General features: G+C 52.2%; 15 protein-coding genes, 2 pseudogenes and 1 riboswitch. Of the genes and pseudogenes, 3 read left to right on the top strand and 14 right to left on the bottom strand.

Going from position 1 to position 18,006, the window contains the following annotated elements; translation table 11 throughout:
• Positions 1–245: 245 nt before the first annotated feature.
• Positions 246–1,937, top strand: a complete 1,692-nt coding sequence (locus BN3279_RS13200; protein WP_059051520.1) for a methyl-accepting chemotaxis protein — start codon at positions 246–248, stop codon at positions 1,935–1,937.
• Between the two features lie 105 nt (positions 1,938–2,042).
• Here the strand turns inward: BN3279_RS13200 and BN3279_RS13195 are convergent, their stop codons facing one another.
• The 10 genes from BN3279_RS13195 to BN3279_RS13150 all read right to left on the bottom strand — a co-directional run bounded on the left by BN3279_RS13195 (position 2,043) and on the right by BN3279_RS13150 (position 12,882).
• Positions 2,043–3,656 carry a cobyric acid synthase gene (locus BN3279_RS13195; RefSeq protein ID WP_059051519.1) on the bottom strand — a complete coding sequence of 538 codons (1,614 nt, stop codon included), beginning with the start codon at positions 3,654–3,656 and terminating at the stop codon, positions 2,043–2,045.
• A gap of 33 nt (positions 3,657–3,689) precedes the next feature.
• Positions 3,690–4,544, bottom strand: coding sequence for an adenosylcobinamide-GDP ribazoletransferase (gene cobS / locus BN3279_RS13190; RefSeq protein ID WP_059051518.1), 855 nt, complete (start codon positions 4,542–4,544; stop codon positions 3,690–3,692).
• Positions 4,541–5,110, bottom strand: coding sequence for a bifunctional adenosylcobinamide kinase/adenosylcobinamide-phosphate guanylyltransferase (gene cobU, locus BN3279_RS13185; RefSeq protein ID WP_059051517.1), 570 nt, complete (start codon positions 5,108–5,110; stop codon positions 4,541–4,543). Before cobU ends, cobS begins: the two co-directional genes overlap by 4 nt.
• Positions 5,107–6,186 (bottom strand): nicotinate-nucleotide--dimethylbenzimidazole phosphoribosyltransferase, encoded by a 1,080-nt coding sequence (gene cobT, locus BN3279_RS13180; RefSeq protein ID WP_059051516.1) that lies wholly within the window; start codon positions 6,184–6,186, stop codon positions 5,107–5,109. The genes cobU and cobT overlap by 4 nt, the downstream gene beginning before the upstream one ends.
• A gap of 36 nt (positions 6,187–6,222) precedes the next feature.
• Positions 6,223–7,017, bottom strand: coding sequence for an ABC transporter ATP-binding protein (locus tag BN3279_RS13175; RefSeq protein ID WP_082673065.1), 795 nt, complete (start codon positions 7,015–7,017; stop codon positions 6,223–6,225).
• Positions 7,014–8,063, bottom strand: a complete 1,050-nt coding sequence (locus tag BN3279_RS13170; RefSeq protein WP_059051515.1) for a FecCD family ABC transporter permease — start codon at positions 8,061–8,063, stop codon at positions 7,014–7,016. The genes BN3279_RS13175 and BN3279_RS13170 overlap by 4 nt, the downstream gene beginning before the upstream one ends.
• Positions 8,060–9,073 (bottom strand): ABC transporter substrate-binding protein, encoded by a 1,014-nt coding sequence (locus BN3279_RS13165; protein ID WP_059051514.1) that lies wholly within the window; start codon positions 9,071–9,073, stop codon positions 8,060–8,062. The genes BN3279_RS13170 and BN3279_RS13165 overlap by 4 nt, the downstream gene beginning before the upstream one ends.
• A 223-nt stretch (positions 9,074–9,296) precedes the next feature.
• Positions 9,297–9,510, bottom strand: a riboswitch (cobalamin riboswitch).
• A 64-nt stretch (positions 9,511–9,574) separates the two neighbouring features.
• Positions 9,575–10,528 (bottom strand): methyltransferase domain-containing protein, encoded by a 954-nt coding sequence (locus tag BN3279_RS13160; RefSeq protein ID WP_059051513.1) that lies wholly within the window; start codon positions 10,526–10,528, stop codon positions 9,575–9,577.
• 180 nt (positions 10,529–10,708) lie between these two features.
• Complete coding sequence (locus BN3279_RS13155) at positions 10,709–11,575, bottom strand: TIGR03915 family putative DNA repair protein (RefSeq protein WP_059051512.1); 867 nt, start codon at positions 11,573–11,575, stop codon at positions 10,709–10,711.
• Complete coding sequence (locus tag BN3279_RS13150; RefSeq protein WP_059051511.1) at positions 11,560–12,882, bottom strand: putative DNA modification/repair radical SAM protein; 1,323 nt, start codon at positions 12,880–12,882, stop codon at positions 11,560–11,562. The genes BN3279_RS13155 and BN3279_RS13150 overlap by 16 nt, the downstream gene beginning before the upstream one ends.
• 123 nt (positions 12,883–13,005) lie before the next feature.
• On the opposite strand from BN3279_RS13150, the pseudogene BN3279_RS24355 reads away from it, so the two are divergent.
• Positions 13,006–13,158 (top strand): annotated as a pseudogene (locus tag BN3279_RS24355) (zf-HC2 domain-containing protein); the annotation flags it as partial.
• Between the two features lie 236 nt (positions 13,159–13,394).
• On the opposite strand, the gene BN3279_RS13145 reads toward BN3279_RS24355, so the two are convergent.
• From BN3279_RS13145 to BN3279_RS13130, 4 genes and pseudogenes are all read right to left on the bottom strand, one after another.
• Positions 13,395–14,120 carry a histidine phosphatase family protein gene (locus tag BN3279_RS13145; protein WP_059051506.1) on the bottom strand — a complete coding sequence of 242 codons (726 nt, stop codon included), beginning with the start codon at positions 14,118–14,120 and terminating at the stop codon, positions 13,395–13,397.
• Between the two features lie 554 nt (positions 14,121–14,674).
• Positions 14,675–14,920, bottom strand: a pseudogene (locus tag BN3279_RS13140) (cobalamin biosynthesis protein); the annotation flags it as partial.
• Positions 14,919–15,650 carry an adenosylcobinamide amidohydrolase gene (locus BN3279_RS13135; protein WP_059051501.1) on the bottom strand — a complete coding sequence of 244 codons (732 nt, stop codon included), beginning with the start codon at positions 15,648–15,650 and terminating at the stop codon, positions 14,919–14,921. The gene BN3279_RS13135 and the pseudogene BN3279_RS13140, both read right to left, overlap by 2 nt.
• On the bottom strand, positions 15,647–16,744 hold the full coding sequence (locus BN3279_RS13130; RefSeq protein WP_089153468.1) for a pyridoxal phosphate-dependent aminotransferase: 1,098 nt from the start codon (positions 16,742–16,744) through the stop codon (positions 15,647–15,649). The genes BN3279_RS13135 and BN3279_RS13130 overlap by 4 nt, the downstream gene beginning before the upstream one ends.
• A 223-nt stretch (positions 16,745–16,967) precedes the next feature.
• On the opposite strand from BN3279_RS13130, the gene BN3279_RS13125 reads away from it, so the two are divergent.
• Entirely contained in the window at positions 16,968–17,972 is a 1,005-nt protein-coding gene (locus BN3279_RS13125) for a lipoate--protein ligase (protein ID WP_059051497.1), read from the top strand.
• Positions 17,973–18,006: the final 34 nt, after the last annotated feature.

Below are 18,006 nucleotides of genomic sequence, written 5' to 3'. Positions count from 1 at the left end.
GGAGCTTTGTTGCCCTTCTCAGGGCTCAAGGCTCCTTTTTATTTTTTTCTTTTCCTGCATTTCTAGGCATTTTTACATAAATAGTAGCCTAAAAACCAAAAAAAATATGACAAACTCATTTTCAAAGGGCATATTTTCCTATAGAATAATGCTTATGAACCAGTGGTAGAAAAATAGACACCGCAGTTCCTATGAAAACCAATATAAATAACAAATATTCTAAGGGAGATTGGAGAGGATTTTCTTTGTTTAAGGGCATTAAACGGTCCATAAGCCGCAAGCTGATGACTGCATTTGCGGCGGTCATCATCATTTCTTCATTATTGTTTAGTGTCAGCTTTTATTACATTTCGATGGGTATCATCAATCAAAACGTGTTACCTCAATTTGACAAGGTTCTACTGACCAGTACGCAGGATATTTTCAAACGCCTGGATACTACTCAATCATTGCAACTATTAAGTGGTAATGAAAACTCGCGGTTTACCGTAGAGAAGTATTTGACCTCCAGTGCCTCCGAGTTCCAGCTTAACACCGCTTACCTGATTCATCTTCAGGAAGAAGGCGCTACCGTGCTCGCCGCCAATGAGAATTCAGGCATGGCTCCCGGCGATAAGCTGGAGATTCAAACGGCCATGACAGAGGCAGCTGGCGGCGGTGTCAAGATTAGTGATCTCTACTCCGACAGCTTTGGATCACACAAGACGGCATTCATTGCCATCCCCGGCAGCAAAGCTTTGCTTGCTGTGGGTCTCGATGCTACCTTTATTGATGAGAAGCGCGCAGAAATATTAAATATCTGTATTGGAATCACCGCTCTTGTTATCGTGCTGGGTATGGCTACCGCTTACTTAATCAGCACACGCATTACGAAGCCTATCAAGAAGCTGGTTGCCGCTACTGATAAAATGGCGGTTGGCGATTTTCGGCAAACGATCGAAGTCAAGAGTCAGGATGAAATTGGGCAATTGGCCAGCAGCTTCCGGACGATGACGACCCAACTCAAAGAAATGTTTGCGACTGTAATGCAAACCTCTCACTCCGTTGTGGGCGCCTCTGACCATCTATCAACTTCGGTAACGACCTTTGAAGACTTGATTGCCCGCTCCAATATGGCTACTCAGGAAATCGAATCAGGGAGCATGACAATTGCTTCAGCAGCCGCTGAAAATGCCCGGGCCATGGAAGAAATATCCCAAGGCGTGCAGCATATCGCCTCTTCCTCCGCTGAGGTAAGCGACCGGATTGGACAAGCTACAGCCCAGGCAGGAACCGGGAATGAGCTGGCTCAAACTGCTGTACAGCAAATGCGCCATGTAGAAGATGCAGCTAATCGTACACTGGCGTACATTCGTAATCTCAATGATCGCTCAGAATCAATCGCAACTGTCGTAGGGACTATCACTGATATCACCAAGCAAATCAATATCCTGGCCTTGAATGCAGCGATTGAAGCTGCCCGGGCGGGTGAACATGGCAAGGGCTTCGCCGTTGTTGCCGAGGAAGTACGCAAGCTGGCAGAGCAATCCCGGCTGGCTATGGAAGAGATTAGCGAGAACCTGCTCAGCATTCGTGAAGAGTCGGAGAATTCCGTCAACGCTATGCAGAATGCCAGCGAGGAGATTGTTTCCGGTACAGAACGCGTGAAGCAAGCCGGTCAAGCTTTTGAACAGTTGACTGAATTAATTCACAACGTAAACCTGACCATTCAGTCCGTCTCGGCCTCAACCCAGCAGGTATCCGCTGGCACCGAGGAAGTTACGGCCTCTGTCGAGGAATCAGCCAACATTACGGCCAAGTCACTGGAAAATATGGTGCAAATCTCTGACTATTCCCAGCAGCAGCTTGCCGAAATGGAAGGTCATGCTCAAACCGTTCATTCCTTGCACAAGCAAGCGGTATTATTACGTGAGTCTGTTGAGAAGTTCCAGATTTAAATATAAGAGGATGTTCAGCAAAAAACCGTCTCCTTCACCATGATTCATTGAACGGTGAAGGAGACGGTTTTTGGTTATGTAGTATAGCTGCACTGGTAACCAGGCTTAACCATCATGATCGGGCTGAACGCCAGCAATGTCATATAGCTTCTCCATCTGCAAATGTGCGCGAACATGATTCGCCAGCCGATCGAAGGCCTCCTCCTTGCGTACTGCCATGGAGATGGTCGCTTTCAAAGGAGCTAACCCCTTGCTCACGCGAATTCCGTTGAGCCAAGCACGCCTCCAGTCATCATTATGAAACAGTCCATGCAAGTAAGTTCCGAACACTCTACCATCGCTGCGTGCTGCCCCTTCAAGGTGACTCTCCCCGCTAGCACCTTGAACAGGTCGGACCGCAAACAGCGAAGCGATCATCTCTTGGCCCGTTGGAGAGGACAACGGTGTGGTCACCCCCGCATGAATTTCATAGCCCTCTATGAAGAATTTATCATCCATCGTATTCAAGTGCAGTGGCGAATCCCTAAGTGTCGTTCCTTGTACGCGGACGGTCTTCTTCCCAGGAAGAAAGGTGGTCGACAACGGTAACCAGGCCAAGCCTAAAGCCGACCTTGAAGCCGTGGCTTCCACTCCCTCAGGATCATGGAGCTGCTCCCCAAGCATTTGATACCCACCGCAAATTCCAACTAACTGCGTGTGCGTACCACGCTGCAAATGGCTGGATATTTCCTGCTCCAGCCCTTGACGGCGCAAATAATCCAAATCCCCTAGCGTATCCTTCGTCCCCGGCAATATAATCACATCCGGGTTCCCCAGATCTGCGGCCTTATCTACATAGCGGACCGAAACATCAGGCTCTACCGTTAATGGATCAAAGTCGGTGAAATTTGAAATCCGAGGGTAGCGGATTACGGCGATGTCCAGTTCCGTCTGCCCGGAGGCTGACGGAGCCGAAGCATAAGTATCCAGCACGACAGAATCCTCTGCTTCAATATCCATATCCGGCATGAAGGGAATGACGCCCAATACAGGGATGCCGGTACGCTGCTCCAGCCAATCGAGACCCGGCTTAAGGAGAGATACATCACCACGAAATTTGTTAATAATGAAGCCCTTTACGCGTTCCCGTTCATGCGGCTCTAACAGTTCCAACGTCCCGACCAGGAAGGCAAATACACCACCCCGGTCGATATCTCCGATCAGTATAACCGGAGCTTCTGCCCAGCCTGCCAGATTCATGTTTACAATATCACGATGCTTGAGGTTGATTTCGGCCGGACTCCCCGCACCTTCCATTACCACAATATCGTATTGCCCGCGCAGCCGATTCAAGGCATCCATCACAAGCGGCTGGGCTTTGGGCAAGAACTCTTCCCGGTATCTAACCGCACTGAGATGCTGATGCGGACGACCATGAACTACGATCTGCGAGTGCATGTCCCCCGTCGGCTTGAGCAGCACCGGATTCATATCGGTTGTCGCTGCGATTCCGCAGGCCTCCGCCTGCGTTCCTTGTGCACGGCCGATTTCCTTGCCGTCTGGCGTAACATATGAATTCAAGGCCATGTTCTGGGACTTGAACGGGGCAGGGCGCAGGCCATCCTGTACAAAAATACGGCACAATGCCGTCACGATTACGCTTTTCCCTACATCCGATGCCGTGCCTTGCACCATCAGAACTGCACCAGTGTTTGCAGTTGTCTCGTTGCTACGCTCCATTACACTTCGTGCTCCTCTCTCGCCAGCCCGTTCTCATGGTAAAATCAGGACAGCCAGCATTAACAGCACAGCTTCCAGCCCTTCATTCAGCGCTCCGTAGGTATCCCCCGTCAAGCCTCCTAACTTGTGGCTGATTCGTCCCGCTGCCCAGGTGCCAACTCCCCATGCCACAACAGGATGAAGGATGATATACAGCATGGTCTTCATCAGAGCAGATTGCTCAATCCCTTGAAGAGCCAGCAGCAGGAAGAATAGCATGACTCCGATCGTGAGCAACAGAGCAAGCACGGTAGACTCTTGAGTCTCGCGTCCCCCCACAGCACGAAATTGGCCGGCCAGCCCTTCCCCTTGTCTGGCCTTTGGCCAGCGCTGCATGGCCCGGGTCATGAACCAGCGACTCCATATCGTTGCTGTCACAATGGCTAAGCCCGATTGAACAGGACTATTTTGGAGCAAGGATAAGATTAAGGACAGCTTGAGCAATATTAGCAGCATACAAGCGAGCACGCCCATGGCACCAACCCGGCTGTCCTTCATAATCTCCAGCATTCGCTCCCTGGAGCGGTAGCTCAGCAGTCCGTCAGCCGTATCCATCCAGCCATCTAGATGCAAGCCGCCCGTTAGCCACACCCAAACGATCAGAGCAAGCACAGCCGCAGGCCAGGAAGGCAGCAGCCAGGCGAATAAAAGACCAGCAGCCCAGACGCAGACACCAATCGTGGCTCCAACCAGAGGATAGTACACTGCGCTGCGTCGCAGGAGCTCGGGCGTAAAATCCAGTTCCTTCCGAATCGGAATACGGGACAAGAATTGGAACGCCGCAACGATTTGGTGAGATAAGGGATAAACGACATGATCCTGCGGTTGTTGAGATTTAGGTTCGCTCATAAGCGATACTCCCTGCTTTTTAATTCTATCGGGATGCCTGCTGTTACTAGAAACACCTGGTCTGATATCGTTGCGATTGTCCGATTCAGGGTACCGGCCAAATCCCGATATTGCCGACCCAGCGGATACTCCGGTACAATTCCATATCCTACCTCATTCGTGACCATCACGAGCGTACCAGGGAATTCAGCCACGGCCGTAGCCAGTTCTCCAATTTGCCCCGTGACTATTTCGGTTGCCCGATTGGGGTCCTCTCCGGCACCCAGCAGAATATTGGATAACCATAAGGTCAGGCAATCGACCAATACAACGGGAGACCGTTCTCTGCTCGGGTCTGCACCTAGTTCCATCAATAAGGCAGGGAGTCTACAGGGCTCTTCCAGCGTAGTCCAGCCATACTCTTGCTGCTCACGCTGCCGCCGGTGAAGGGCAATGCGTTCCTTCATCTCTAGATCAAAGGCTTGTGCCGTGGCAATATAAGTGGCCGAGTCCGCTTGCTTCATTACAAAGCGTTCGGCAAACGTGCTTTTTCCACTACGTGCTCCCCCGGTCACCAATACCTTCATCGGCTTAGTTCTTCGGAAGCTGCGCTATCCGATACTCCTGCGCTTTCAAAGGTAGCCATTTCGCTCATGATCTGGCAAGCAGCATCCACGAGATGCAATGCAAGCACGCCTCCGGTGCCTTCACCAAGGCGCATGTCCAGGTCCAGCATCGGCGTAAGCTTCATGGATTCAAGTAATTGGCGATGCCCCTGTTCATGAGACACATGGGAAGCAATCATGTAATTAGCCGCCGCTGGTGCCAGACGTACAGCTACTAATGCAGCTACTGTAGAAATGAAGCCATCTATGACAACCGGGGAGCGCAAAGCAGCGGCCCCGAGAATAATCCCGGTCATCCCGGCAATCTCCAATCCACCCACCTTGGACAATACATCAAGCGGGTCTTCTGCATCAGGAGAGTTAACCTCCAGCGCTCGCGCCACCACTTTTCTCTTGTGCTCCAGACGCTCATCCGTAATTCCTGTGCCCCGGCCGACACTTTCCAGCGGAGAATAACCCGTAAGACTGCTCATTAGGGCGGCACTGGCTGTCGTATTTCCAATACCCATCTCTCCGGTTACGAACAGTCCGGCTCCCCGCTCGGTCTCGGTAGCAACTACATTTGCGCCAACCAGTATAGCCGCTGCCGCTTCCTCCCGGCTCATGGCCGGACCTTTAGCCATATTCGCAGTGCCGTAACGAAGCTTGCGCTGAAGTAGATTCGGATGTGTAAGCTCCGCATTAACTCCGATATCTACGCAGATAACCTCGGCTGACGCTTGGCGAGCCAAGACATTCACAGCCGCACCACCAGCCAGAAAGTTAAGCACCATCTGCGGAGTCACTTCTGCCGGAAAGGCGCTAACTCCCTCCTCGCAAACCCCGTGATCCGCCGCCATAACGACAACGGTACGTTTTGAGAATGAAGGCTGCATTTCCCCGGAAATACCGGATAGCTTCACCGCCAGCGCCTCCAGCTTGCCAAGACTGCCGGGCGGCTTCGTCAGACGGTCCAAATGTTCCCCGGCTGCCTTCATCGCTGCCGAGTTCAGAGGGGTGATCTCCTCTGTTAACTGTGCTAATGATTTAAATTCCATATTCATTCTCCTTTTCTCAGCCATTCCTGCCTTGGCTTACGGAGTAGCGTCCCCTCGCCGCAGCAATAATTGGGGAATGCCCAGATCCGGGTGGACAACCTGGTGGGCATGAACGCCAAATACCTTAGCTACCAGCTCTGGCGACAGAATATCCTGGGGAGCGCCCTGTGCCACGATACTTCCTCCACTCATAACGAGCAGGCGATTACAATACATCGCTGCCAAATTCAAATCATGCATCACTGAAATGACTGTCAGCCCTTCTGTCCGCTGCCAGTCGGCCACCAATTCCATGAATTGAAGCTGGTAACGCAAATCCAGATAAGTGGTTGGCTCGTCCAGCAATACCAATTCCGGCTGCTGCGCCATGACTTTCCCCAAAGCTGCCCGTTGCCGCTGTCCTCCGCTAAGTACGCTGAGCGGGCGGTGTTGCAGTTCCATCAAATCCAAACGCTCCATAATACCGTCGATTAACTGGGCACCTGCTAACGAATCACCTGGCTCACGGCCCCGCCAGTCCTGGTATGCAAACCTACCCATTTCCACCACTTCGCGAACCGAATAACCCACAGGCGGCAGACCATCCTGCTGTAGCACAGCGATTTTATGCGATAACGCCTTTCGCGAATATGCTTCCAACCGCTTTCCACCCAGTTGAATCTCCCCGCCATTCGGCTTCTCCACGCCGGAGATCAAGTTCATGAGGGTGGTCTTGCCGCTGCCGTTTGGACCAATCAGGCCCCAAAACTCGCCTGACTGCACCTTCCAACTCAGCTTATCCAGTATGTTGTAGCGACCAAAGGATTTGGATATGCTCTTAATCTCAATCAACGCATCTCCGCCTCCCTTTGCTTCTTCTTGAGGTATAGCAAATAACCGAAGAAGGGGGCCCCCACAAAGGCCGTAACAATACCAAGCGGTATCTCGGTAGGAGCAAGCAGGGACCGGGCGGCCAGATCGCTCCACATCATGAAAATCCCTCCACCAATCGCCGATAACGGAATAATCAAGCGGTAATCCGGCCCTGTAATCAAACGAATCATATGCGGAACTACCAGTCCAACGAAGCCAATAACTCCTGATACAGATACGGCTGCCGCTGTCATCAGTGTAGCCACCAGCAGCACCAGTAGCTTGGTCCGCTCCACAGCCATACCGGAATGAGCGGCTTGACGCTCTCCCAGAGAGAGCAAATTCAAATGCTTGGCCCTACTCCATAAGTATAACGCTCCCAGCAGCAGATATGGGAAAAGGATGGCCGTATACGACCATCCACGCAAGCTTAAGCTGCCCATTGTCCAGTATAAAATTTCGTTGACCGTTTTCTTGGACATCGCCGTCAGGAAGGAGACGACCGCTCCAAGAAAGGCCTGCATGACAACCCCGGAAAGAATCAGGCTTTCGATGGGAATCTTGCCGTTCTCCCGCGCCAGCCACAGGACAATCCACAACGTAATTGAGCCGGTGATAAAGGCAACAACCGGGAGCGTGAACACCCCCAGTAAGGAGAACTGCCAGCCGAAAAATATCAGGACGGCTGCCCCGATGGCCGAGCCCGACGATACGCCCAGCGTATAGGGATCAGCCAGGGGATTACGCAGTACGCCCTGAAACCCAGCCCCGGCCACCGCCAGCGAAGCGCCCACAAGCATGCCGAGTAATACGCGCGGAAGGCGGACCAGAACGACGATCTGCTCCGATGCAACCTCCCAATCAGGGGTTATCAAGCGGCCAAGCCCCGGAATCCGGTGTAGCAGAATGGCCGCAATCTCCCCAGCAGGCAAATAGACCGAGCCGATTCCGATACAAAGCAGCAGCGTCACTGCGAGCAGCAACAGCCCTATCGTTCCGTATCCGGCCAGTTTGCCACGAATCATGGTTGTACCAAGTCCGGATAGATCGCCTTCGCCACCTCAATAAGTCCTTGCGTAATCCGTGGTCCAGGACGGCTCAGCAGGTTATCTTCCAGACCAAAGACTTGATCTTCCTTGATGGCCTTGATTTGATCCCAACCACCGCGGGCTTTAATAATATCAGCCAAAGTTTGATTGTTCTCATAAACCAGGCTCTTTGCGTACAAGATGACGTCTGGATCAGCCTGAATAATGTTCTCTTCGTTAATCTCCGACCAGCCTTCAATGTCAGATGCTACGTTAAGTCCGCCAGCGAGCGTAATCATTTCATCCATAAACTCGCCTTTCCCCACCGTCCATCCCGGGGAGAACTCAATGTATACCTTTTTCTTCTGATCATCGCTCACGGATTTGACAGCCTCCGTCACCATTTGCAGTTCCTGCTCCATCTTGGCTACAACTTCTTCTGCTTGGGCCTGGTGATCGGTAATGGTGCCAATCAGTTTGATATGGTCTATAGCATCCTGAATCGTCTTAGGTTCGGACTGGAATACCTTGATGCCTAAATCACCCAAGCTCTTGACCGTAGCTTCGTTAATGAAGCTGGCGGTAACAACCAGGTCAGGCTGCGCAGCAACGACGGCCTCTACATTGACCTTGGAGGTCCCCATGCGTGGCTTGTCCTTCACGGCTTCCGGGTAATCGTCCAGATCGGATACACCAACGATTTGCTCGTCCAGCCCGAGTGCAAACAATACTTCGGTGTCCGAAGGAGCCAGGGATACGATTTTTTGTGGAGCCGATTCAAAGGTAAATTCCTGACCACTTGAATCCTGTACGGTTAGCGGATATTCCGTTTGAGCTGCGGCTTGCTCGCTCCCTGCATTTGTACCTGCATTTTGCTCCTGAGCCGCAGGCGTGTTCGTGTTCGAACCCTGATTCTGCTCTACAGCCGCATTGTTGCTGCCGCAACCTGCCAATACCAACAGCGTAGCCAGCAATAGACTACCCCAAATTTTTTGCCATTTTTTCATGTTTTGACCTCTCCTCTGTGTCTGAATTTCGCCTTATAGTCCTGAAAACCCAACTTTTGGATCACGCACTTATAGGCGTCAAAGAAAGCGCTCAAAAAGAAAAACCCACTCCAGGTCGGATGGGCTACGTCTACAAAGTCATGCCAGCAAACGGTGGCTTAAGCCACAACAATCGCTATAGGCATGGGTGTCTTGGCAGAACGTTATCCTTTCCTCGAAGGACCGTCATTGAGTTCCCGTGGCAGGTCTCCTGACTTACAGGTGCCGACGATGCTCGCCTTCCCATCTCCCGTCTGGCGGTAGACAGTGGCTATTGTGAGCTCGTCCCTGTTTACAGTGGCGGGACCGTGCCGGAGTTGCACCGGCTTCCCTTTTAACCCAAAGCTCACCTGGCGTTACGCATGGCAGCATCGGGACCTACGGGTACGATTGTACGCTTGTCTTAAGGCTTTCTTCTCTATTGGATTATAGGGGAAAAGCACGATGCTGACAACCTGCATCCTATTGATGAACCAGCCAGATACGGCGCGCAAACCTGCCCTTCATGGCCACGCATCGATCTATTATGCCAAACCCGGCAGCGATGAGTTCTTCCTCCAACGGCTCGGTCGAGACGATAACAGCGCGCTGGCTAATTCGGCGGATACTGTCTAACATCTGTCTTCGCTCCTCTGGTGGAAGCACCGAACAGAGATTATACGGAAGATCGACGATGGCCGCCGCGTATTCTCCTTGAAGCTCCTTCAAATCCTGGATAGCAACCACACCCGCATCATCGTAACCAAAATGGCGAAGATTACTTCTGGCTCCACGTATCGCAACCGGGTTAATATCGCGACCGACGATATCCACGCCCATGGATAAGGCTTCAATCAGCACATTGCCCATGCCGCAACAAGGATCAATAACCTTCAGACCTTCTGGATCAGGTAATGCGATATTTACCAATGCCCTGGCGGTAACCGTAGTGAGCCCTGTGGAGTAATTATGGGGTTTATGCTTATGAGCGAGCCATACCGGATCGGCTGCATGGCAAATGCCAAGCGTCCAACCTTCCTCCCTGGCGAGCAAGCCGAAGGTCACATCAGGATTTTTCATATCAGCTTTCCCCCGTATGCGGCCACCTACCTGACGCTCTGCCTCTCGCTGCTCCTCATAAGTGCAGCTTAGCCCACATTTCAGATATACAACCTTGAACGTTGAACCCTCAAGGCACAATTCCCCCACCTGTTCCAAGAGGCCCTCCAGGCTGTCCCTGACCAACAGCACATCCAGCCGCAAGGAGATGAATGGACTACGATTGGGCGCAAGCCGCCGCGTACTTACGATATAAGGCATCTCTGCATTAAAATCACCAAAGAGTGCCCGAAGTTCCATATGGCATAGCTCACGCTCGTTCTCATGGCTGACATACGGATAGATATAAGCTGGCTCCTGTTGTTGAATCAAATTCAAGCTGTACGACTTCCCCTCTGCAACAATGGCTTGGCTTCCGGAATTCCCTATCTGATCACCGGATCACCTCCATTGTATCAGATTTCACTTTCACTGTTGCACCTAACAGACTGCCTTGTCTCGCTGCTTTCGTCTCTAAGCAGAAGGTTACTTCGTAACGCATTGATTTCAAATTGCAACTCAATCAGCAACTTTACTTATCTTGTTCGAATCACCGGGCAACTGCTTTGATTTACTAGGCTGAAACAAGAGATTGCTCTCCTGACCAGCAGTCTGCTCTAATTCCTGCATTTCCGTTAATTGTCGCCAGTATCTCTTGGGCATATGCGACATTTGTCCGCGAGGATTCAAGCGTTCCTGAATCGCGACTGTATTGTAGAACTGCTTCCACAAACGGCGGTATAGCTGTTCCTCTTCCCCGGCAGCGGGCAAGGTCAGCTCATCAAGCTCCATAAGCTCGGTAAGCCAAGTTCCTCCCTGCATTGGACGATGCACCAGCGCTTGTCCATGCGTCTTATCGTGAATCAGAAACATTTCCTGACTGTAACGGTCACAGAAATGAGGGGCTAACAGCGGGAGAACGTAATTTTTGGGTTCAATCACGGAGACAAGCACCTCATCATACACCGAAAAGCGGACAAATCCCGTCAAAGCATGGGTCTCCGTATTTAAATGGCGCACCGCTTTGTTCAGTCGATACACCGTATGATCAGTCAGCATGCCCATCACTGCGCTCCCCTTGGCAAAGCCTAATCGCAAGAAGCGGTAAATCAACAAGTCCTTCTGTGGGTCACAAGTCAAGAAGCCTCGCCGTACCAGTTCCTGAGCCGCCGGGGATATCTTCTGGCCAATTCCCTTGTAGACTCTTGCCGCCTTCTCCTCAGAGGTCTCGACAAACCGGGTTTGAAACAACGTATACTGCGGATCAGCATCCGAACGGAGATCAACTAACTCCTCCTTCCGTTCAAAGCTATCAAACACGCAGCTAAGCAAGCCGTCAAAGCTACCATCATAGCCGTACGCCGCTTCCGTCAGCCAAGCAGCCATGGTGTTGGTTCCCTTCCCGCCGAGCTTGTATTTGCCAGATCTGTTTCATTAAATAGAGTGAGTTGCTCTACCTTCTGCCGGGGCAGATACATGTCAATTTCCTTACCGGACAGCAGCGATCTTAGGATGGTGCTCTCGTTCACCTTGAGTCCTTCCAGTCGCCGACCTGAGCACGTAATGAAATATTGGGCCCGCTTCAACACCACACCCAGCTTCTTCAACCCGTGAAAATCCAGGCTGCCCGTTCGGCGCGCGGCCATAATTCGCTTGGCGCTTCGTACGCCAATGCCAGGTACCCGCAGCAAGGTGTCGTAAGTCGCCCTGTTCACCTCCACCGGAAAATGCTCGATATGCCGAATCGCCCAATGACACTTGGGGTCCATCATCAGGTTGAAGTTCGGCGTGCTCTCGTCAAGCAGTTCCTTGGCTTCAAAGCCGTAGAAACGCAGCAGCCAATCTGCCTGATACAAGCGGTGCTCACGGAGCAACGGGGGCTTGCTGTCGATGGACGGCAACAGGACATGCTCGGCTACCGGGGTATAAGCAGAATAATAAACCCGCTTCAACTCATAGTTCCTATATAACGCCTCGGTCAGCTTCAGAATGCTCAAATCGCTATCCGGGGTCGCTCCAACAATCATCTGCGTGCTTTGCCCGCCGGGCACAAAACGAGGGGCATGACGGTATTTGACCACATCCGTACTATTCTCACGAATTCCCTGGCGTATAGCTGTCATCGGCCCCAGGATATCCGTCTTATTCTTATCAGGTGCGAGCCGGAGCAAGCTATCCTGAGAGGGTAACTCAATATTCACACTCATCCGGTCTGCGAGCAGGCCAAGCCGGGAGATCAACGCCGGATCAGCCCCTGGAATCGCCTTAACATGTATATATCCACGAAAATGGTAAGTCCTCCGCAACAGCTCCAGCACCCGAATTAACTGCTCTGTGGTATAATCCGGATTTCGCATAATGCCTGAGCTTAAAAACAACCCTTCGATATAGTTGCGACGATAGAAGTTCATCGTCAGTTCCGCCAACTCCTCAGGGGTAAACATGGCCCGCTGTGTATCATTAGACCTGCGGTTAACGCAATATTTGCAATCATAAATGCAGCCGTTAGTCAGCAATACCTTCAACAAGGAAATACATCGTCCGTCCGCCGCGAAGCTGTGGCAAATTCCCGAAGCCACCGTATTGCCTGCGGAACCTCCATTTCCTCCACCCCGTTCCACCCCGCTGGAAGAGCAAGAGGCATCATATTTGGCCGAATCGGCTAGTATCGTCAGCTTGTCATATACGTCCATTCCCGTTATCCTCCCTTATGTCTGTAATTATATTGCGAACGTATGTTCTTGTCAAAGCAATTGAGCACGCAATAGAAGGAAGTATTTACCTTAAGAGTGTTTGGCGAATGGCTCTTCTTGCAAATGGGTGAGTTGTGGGAAAGAACAATAACTGGGCCAGAAGGCGATGAAATGAAAGTATCATGTGAGGTCATCCGAGACTTGCTACCCTTGTATCAAGATGGGATATGCAGCGGGGATAGCAAGGCTCTGATCGAGGAACATCGAGCCGATTGTGGGGAATGCCAAGTTGAGCTACAAGCCATGGCCGGAGAGTTGTCCGGCAATCACGCTGAACGCAAACTGGCTCAGGCCGAAGCCGTCAAGAACATATCTCGTTATTCTGTTGCTTTACACTTTCATAGATATTCGGATTGTACCCTAGCCGTATACCTATGCAAGTCAAAGTGTCGGAGCTTGGTGGTAACTTGTTCATCACGCTTCGGTACTCCGCCCACTTATTCACTACTTTTCTATAGTGTAAGGCTAAGTCGCTGGATGCCTCCGGGTGCCACCCGGGTATCCCAAAAATCCAGCTCTGGATGGACAAGTGAGCTAAGCTTTGCAATTACCCCGCCATGGGTGACTATTAATAGACGCACGGAAGGATTCATTAATGGCTCCTTAGACTTGTCTTCTTTGATAGCCGGGAGGGCCCAAGGGCCGGGATTAGACTCATGGAGACGCCGGCTGTCTGGCGGCAAATGCAAAGGACTGGCAGGCATTAAATCAGGTTTTGCCGCCTCTCGTCCTGTCGCGGCCCACACCAACGTCTGAGAGATGGTCAGAAGTTCAGCGTACAGGTCCATCACCCTAGACTCGAAGGCTTGCCAGGATTCTCCCCCAGGCGGGGTCACTGTCTGAGGATGATCAATCCAGGAACGGTAATTGTCGTTATCTTTCAGTTGCTCATACGTGCAGCCTTCCCATTGACCGAAATTCAGTTCCCGCAAGCGGACGTCCGGCTGCATGATATCAATTAAATCGGGCCGGGATGTTGCCAGCGTTTCCCGGCAACGCCGCAGATCACTGGCGTAGACTGCCGCAAAATCGACTCCACCCAACTCCTGCTTGAGCCCCTCTAGCCCCGCTTCCGCTCCAGCTAATAACGGAATATCGCTATGCCCCTGATATCGGCGTTCGTGGTTCCAAGCAGTCACGCCATGCCGTACCAGCCACCATTCTACCGTTGCCACCATCTTTCCACCTCCTTCTTTTTTACATTGTGCGTGAGGGGATAATCTTAAAATTGATGATTAGCAGGAAATTCTCCCGCTATTTCCCCTATTTTCGCTCCAAACCCCTCATTTCACGGATATTAGCATGACATATTCCCTATAAGTGCGTGTTCAAAAAGTCGAATTTCTAGGACCGAGAAGGTTGGATGAAGCTAGGGACTGAGGAGTGGAGCGTACGTAGTGGGTACGTGAGCACCGGAAGGCCCGGGTGAATTCAAGATTCGATGTCGAACCCACTTCTCGAATAACTTCGTTCTGGGAAGACGACTTTTTGAACAACCTCTATAAAGTGAGTCCCATGCCAGATCATCCGTTGATTAGCGGGACTTTTTCCTGTTAATTTAAAATTTCTTCGATGATGAAGAACTTCAAAGTAGCTCCGATAACTAGTTCACCACATTTAGCTTAACTAGCTGGTTTTAGGTCGGTTTAGATCGTTTAGGTCGTTTAGGTCGTTTTATCTCAGTTTATCTCGTTAAGATCATTGTGTTCTGTTCAGCTCCGTTTGGAGGGTGCTAGCGAATTTCCATGCCCAGCAGCGCCAGCGTTCCCAGAATGACTAGTGCATTGGCTACCCAAAACATCAGCTTCGCCGTTCTTTCCACATCTTCCGGCTCAAGCTCTCTTGTTTGGTCGCCCATGTAAGCCCGGAACGAGGTTACGCCATGATAGCTGTTCTCCCCGCCAAGCCGCACTCCAAGTGCCCCGGCCACCGCTGCCTCCGGGAAGCCGCTGTTCGGGCTGGGATGACCCGAGCCATCACCCGTGCGCTCCCGCTGCGCCCACGCGCAGCGATTCGCTCACGGCGGCGTAGACCAGGCGGCCCACCATGCCGCCCAGGTCCGTTGCGGTGCCTGCATAGGCGTGCAAGAGCGGCCAGTCCGGCCGCTGACTCACGCCAAGCATGACCGCATCGGTCGTGGTGCCGGTGGCCGGGAGCCCATTCTCGGCGTCGCACACGCCGAGGTCGCCCAACGCGGCCGTCTTGGCCTCGGTCGCCGTAATCACGGCGTTGACCATCGCGGACGGCGTCAGCCGTCCATCCACGGCCAGCAGCACATTAATCGTTCCCGGCGTCCAGGAGGCCGGGAACGTCGTCCGCCGAACGCCTGCGCGCGCAGCGTTCGACACCCCCGCCGTCGCGCAGCAGAAGACGGCGAAGTCCTCGCTGCGCTCCTCCGCTACCGCCCCATGGCGAAGCTGAACGGCCGTCAATAGTCCGGCCGTGCCCTCGGCGGGATACCCCCATTCCCGCAGCAGCTCCGCAATATCCCGTACCGGATCATCGCAGCGGTAGAAGCGGTCCACATAGATGTTGGTCATCCGTTTGACCGTTCCACTCCCTCCGCCGAATACGGCGCTACCCAGCCCGTCCAATTTCTCGGGAGTCTCCAGCAGCAAATGCCGCTCACCATAGCTCAGCCGCAGCCCCGGCCATACCTGGGAGTGATACACCGCCCCAGGCTCTGCTTCCAAAAATGGTATCGTCATAATCCCGCTCCCCCCATGACTTCCTTCATTTCCTCAATCAATCGGCGGCAAGCCGCTTCCTCCTTCACCGCTATCCGCATATCCCGCTCCGTCAAGCCAGCGTACATTGCACAGCTACGCACCAGCACCGACCGCCGCCCCAAGGCTTCTTGCATCCTTGAGGCAGTCCAGGTCTCCGGCAATCGGACCAGCAGGAAATTGGCTTGACTTGGCCAAGTCAAGCAGTCTAACTCTGTAAGCTCCCGGCGCAGCCAATCCCGCTGCTGCTCTACGAGAGCCAGCGTAGCTCGCTCATAGTCCCGACTGACTCCCAGACAAAATTCTCCGGCGACCAAGGCCAATGAATTAACGCTCCAGGTGACCTGGACCGCCCGCATTTTGCCTGCTACCTCGGGACTCGCCAACGCATAACCCAATCTTAAGCCTGGAATCGCATAAAACTTGGTCATCGACCGTATCAAAATCAGATGTGGGTAAGTCGTTAATTCTGCCAGCAAGGTGCAACGCTGCTCCGCAGGAATAAAATCAATAAAGGCCTCATCAATAACCACATAAGTACCATATTGCTCCCCGGCCGCAGCAAATTGCCGCAGCTCGTCCAGCGTATATTGCACACCGTTCGGATTGTTGGGCTGGCCGATGAAGATCAAATCCGTCTCTCGAATCAGCCGCTCTATATCATCCGGTTCGGCCCGGAATTGACGCTCCGCTTCCCCATATACCGAGATTACGAGGCAACCGAACTGCTCAGCCAGGGTACGGTATTCCGAGAAGCAAGGCTCCACAATCCCTACCTTGCCGGGTGCCAGGCCTAGTAACGCCAGCGCCATATTCTCCGCTGCACCATTGCCAACAACGATGCCGGTCGCTTCCGTCCGGTGGCACTCCGCTAACAGAGCCACAAATCTGCGATGACCGGGGTCCGGGTAGTGCACAATGCCCGTAAGCGCCTCCCCCAACCTCTTCAGCAGCCCTGGAGGTGGACCCAGCGGATTAATATTTGCACTGAAATCCGTCACCTGCCGCGCATCTACCCCGTAACGAGCCGAAGCCGTCAGCAAGTCTCCCCCATGCCCGTATACTTCCAAATCCATCACGAATCCCTCTTCCATTTATAAATACAGCCATGCGCCGCACAGCAAGCTTCAATGCCCTCATTATGGAGTTTTCGGTCCCCCCACGTCAATAACCGGAATTGAACAGACCTTTTCCCTTTGGTTTCCGGGACATTTGGTTTACAATAAAGAGTGAGCAAGTACATCTACATATCGGAGCTTTCCTATCAGGTTTGAAAGTGCAAATAGGAGGATGAGAACCATGTTGTTCATTGATAACGAAGGAATTACGGATGCGTCCGTCAATTTGGCCATTGAGGAGTACGCCCTGCGACATTTACCGCTGGAAGATGACAGCTATCTGTTGTTCTACATTAATGCGCCATCCATCATTATTGGCAAGCACCAGAACACGATTGAAGAGATTAACCAGGAGTATGTCAAGGAGCATGGCATCCAGGTTGTGCGTCGGCTGTCCGGAGGGGGAGCTGTGTATCATGACCTGGGCAACCTGAATTTCAGCTTCATCACCAAGGATGATGGACAATCCTTTCATAATTTTCGCAAATTTACCGAGCCCGTTGTTCAAGCGCTTAAATCTCTGGGCGTGAATGCCGAAATGACTGGACGCAACGACCTTCAAGTGGGCGAACAGAAGATTTCCGGCAACGCTCAATTTGCGACCCGTGGACGGATGTTCAGCCATGGCACATTGATGTTTAATCTGAATCTGGAGGATGTACAAGCCTCGCTTCATGCGAATCCAGAAAAATTCAAATCCAAAAGCACCAAATCGGTCCGCAGCCGGGTAGCTAACATCGTTGATTTTCTGGATCAAGGCATGACCATTGAAGAGTTCCGCAGCGAATTGCTGCGCCACATCTTCGGCATGGAGCCGCAGGCCGTTCCGCAGTATAAGCTAACCGAAGCGGACTGGAGCAAAATTCATGAAATATCTCAAGAGCGCTACAAGAATTGGGATTGGAACTATGGATTGTCTCCGGAAAGCAACGTGAAGCATGCCAAGAAATTCCCGGTAGGCATCATCGACTTGCGGATGAATATCAAGGATGGATATATCCAGGAAATTAAGATTTATGGCGATTTCTTTGGCGTGGGCGACGTTACCGATATTGAGGACAAGCTTAGAGGCATTAAATACGAAGATACTGCGGTCAAGGAAGCACTGGATGGCCTCGACATCAAACACTACTTCGGGAACCTGGAGTTCGATGATTTCATCGGCCTGGTGTTTCTTGAAGAATAATCATATTGGCTCACAAGCTAGATAAAAAGGGAGA

The sequence above is a fragment of the Paenibacillus senegalimassiliensis genome (assembly GCF_001486585.1).
GTDB classification, from domain to species: domain Bacteria; phylum Bacillota; class Bacilli; order Paenibacillales; family Paenibacillaceae; genus Fontibacillus; species Fontibacillus senegalimassiliensis.
This window is presented reverse-complemented; position numbering and strand designations above follow the sequence as displayed.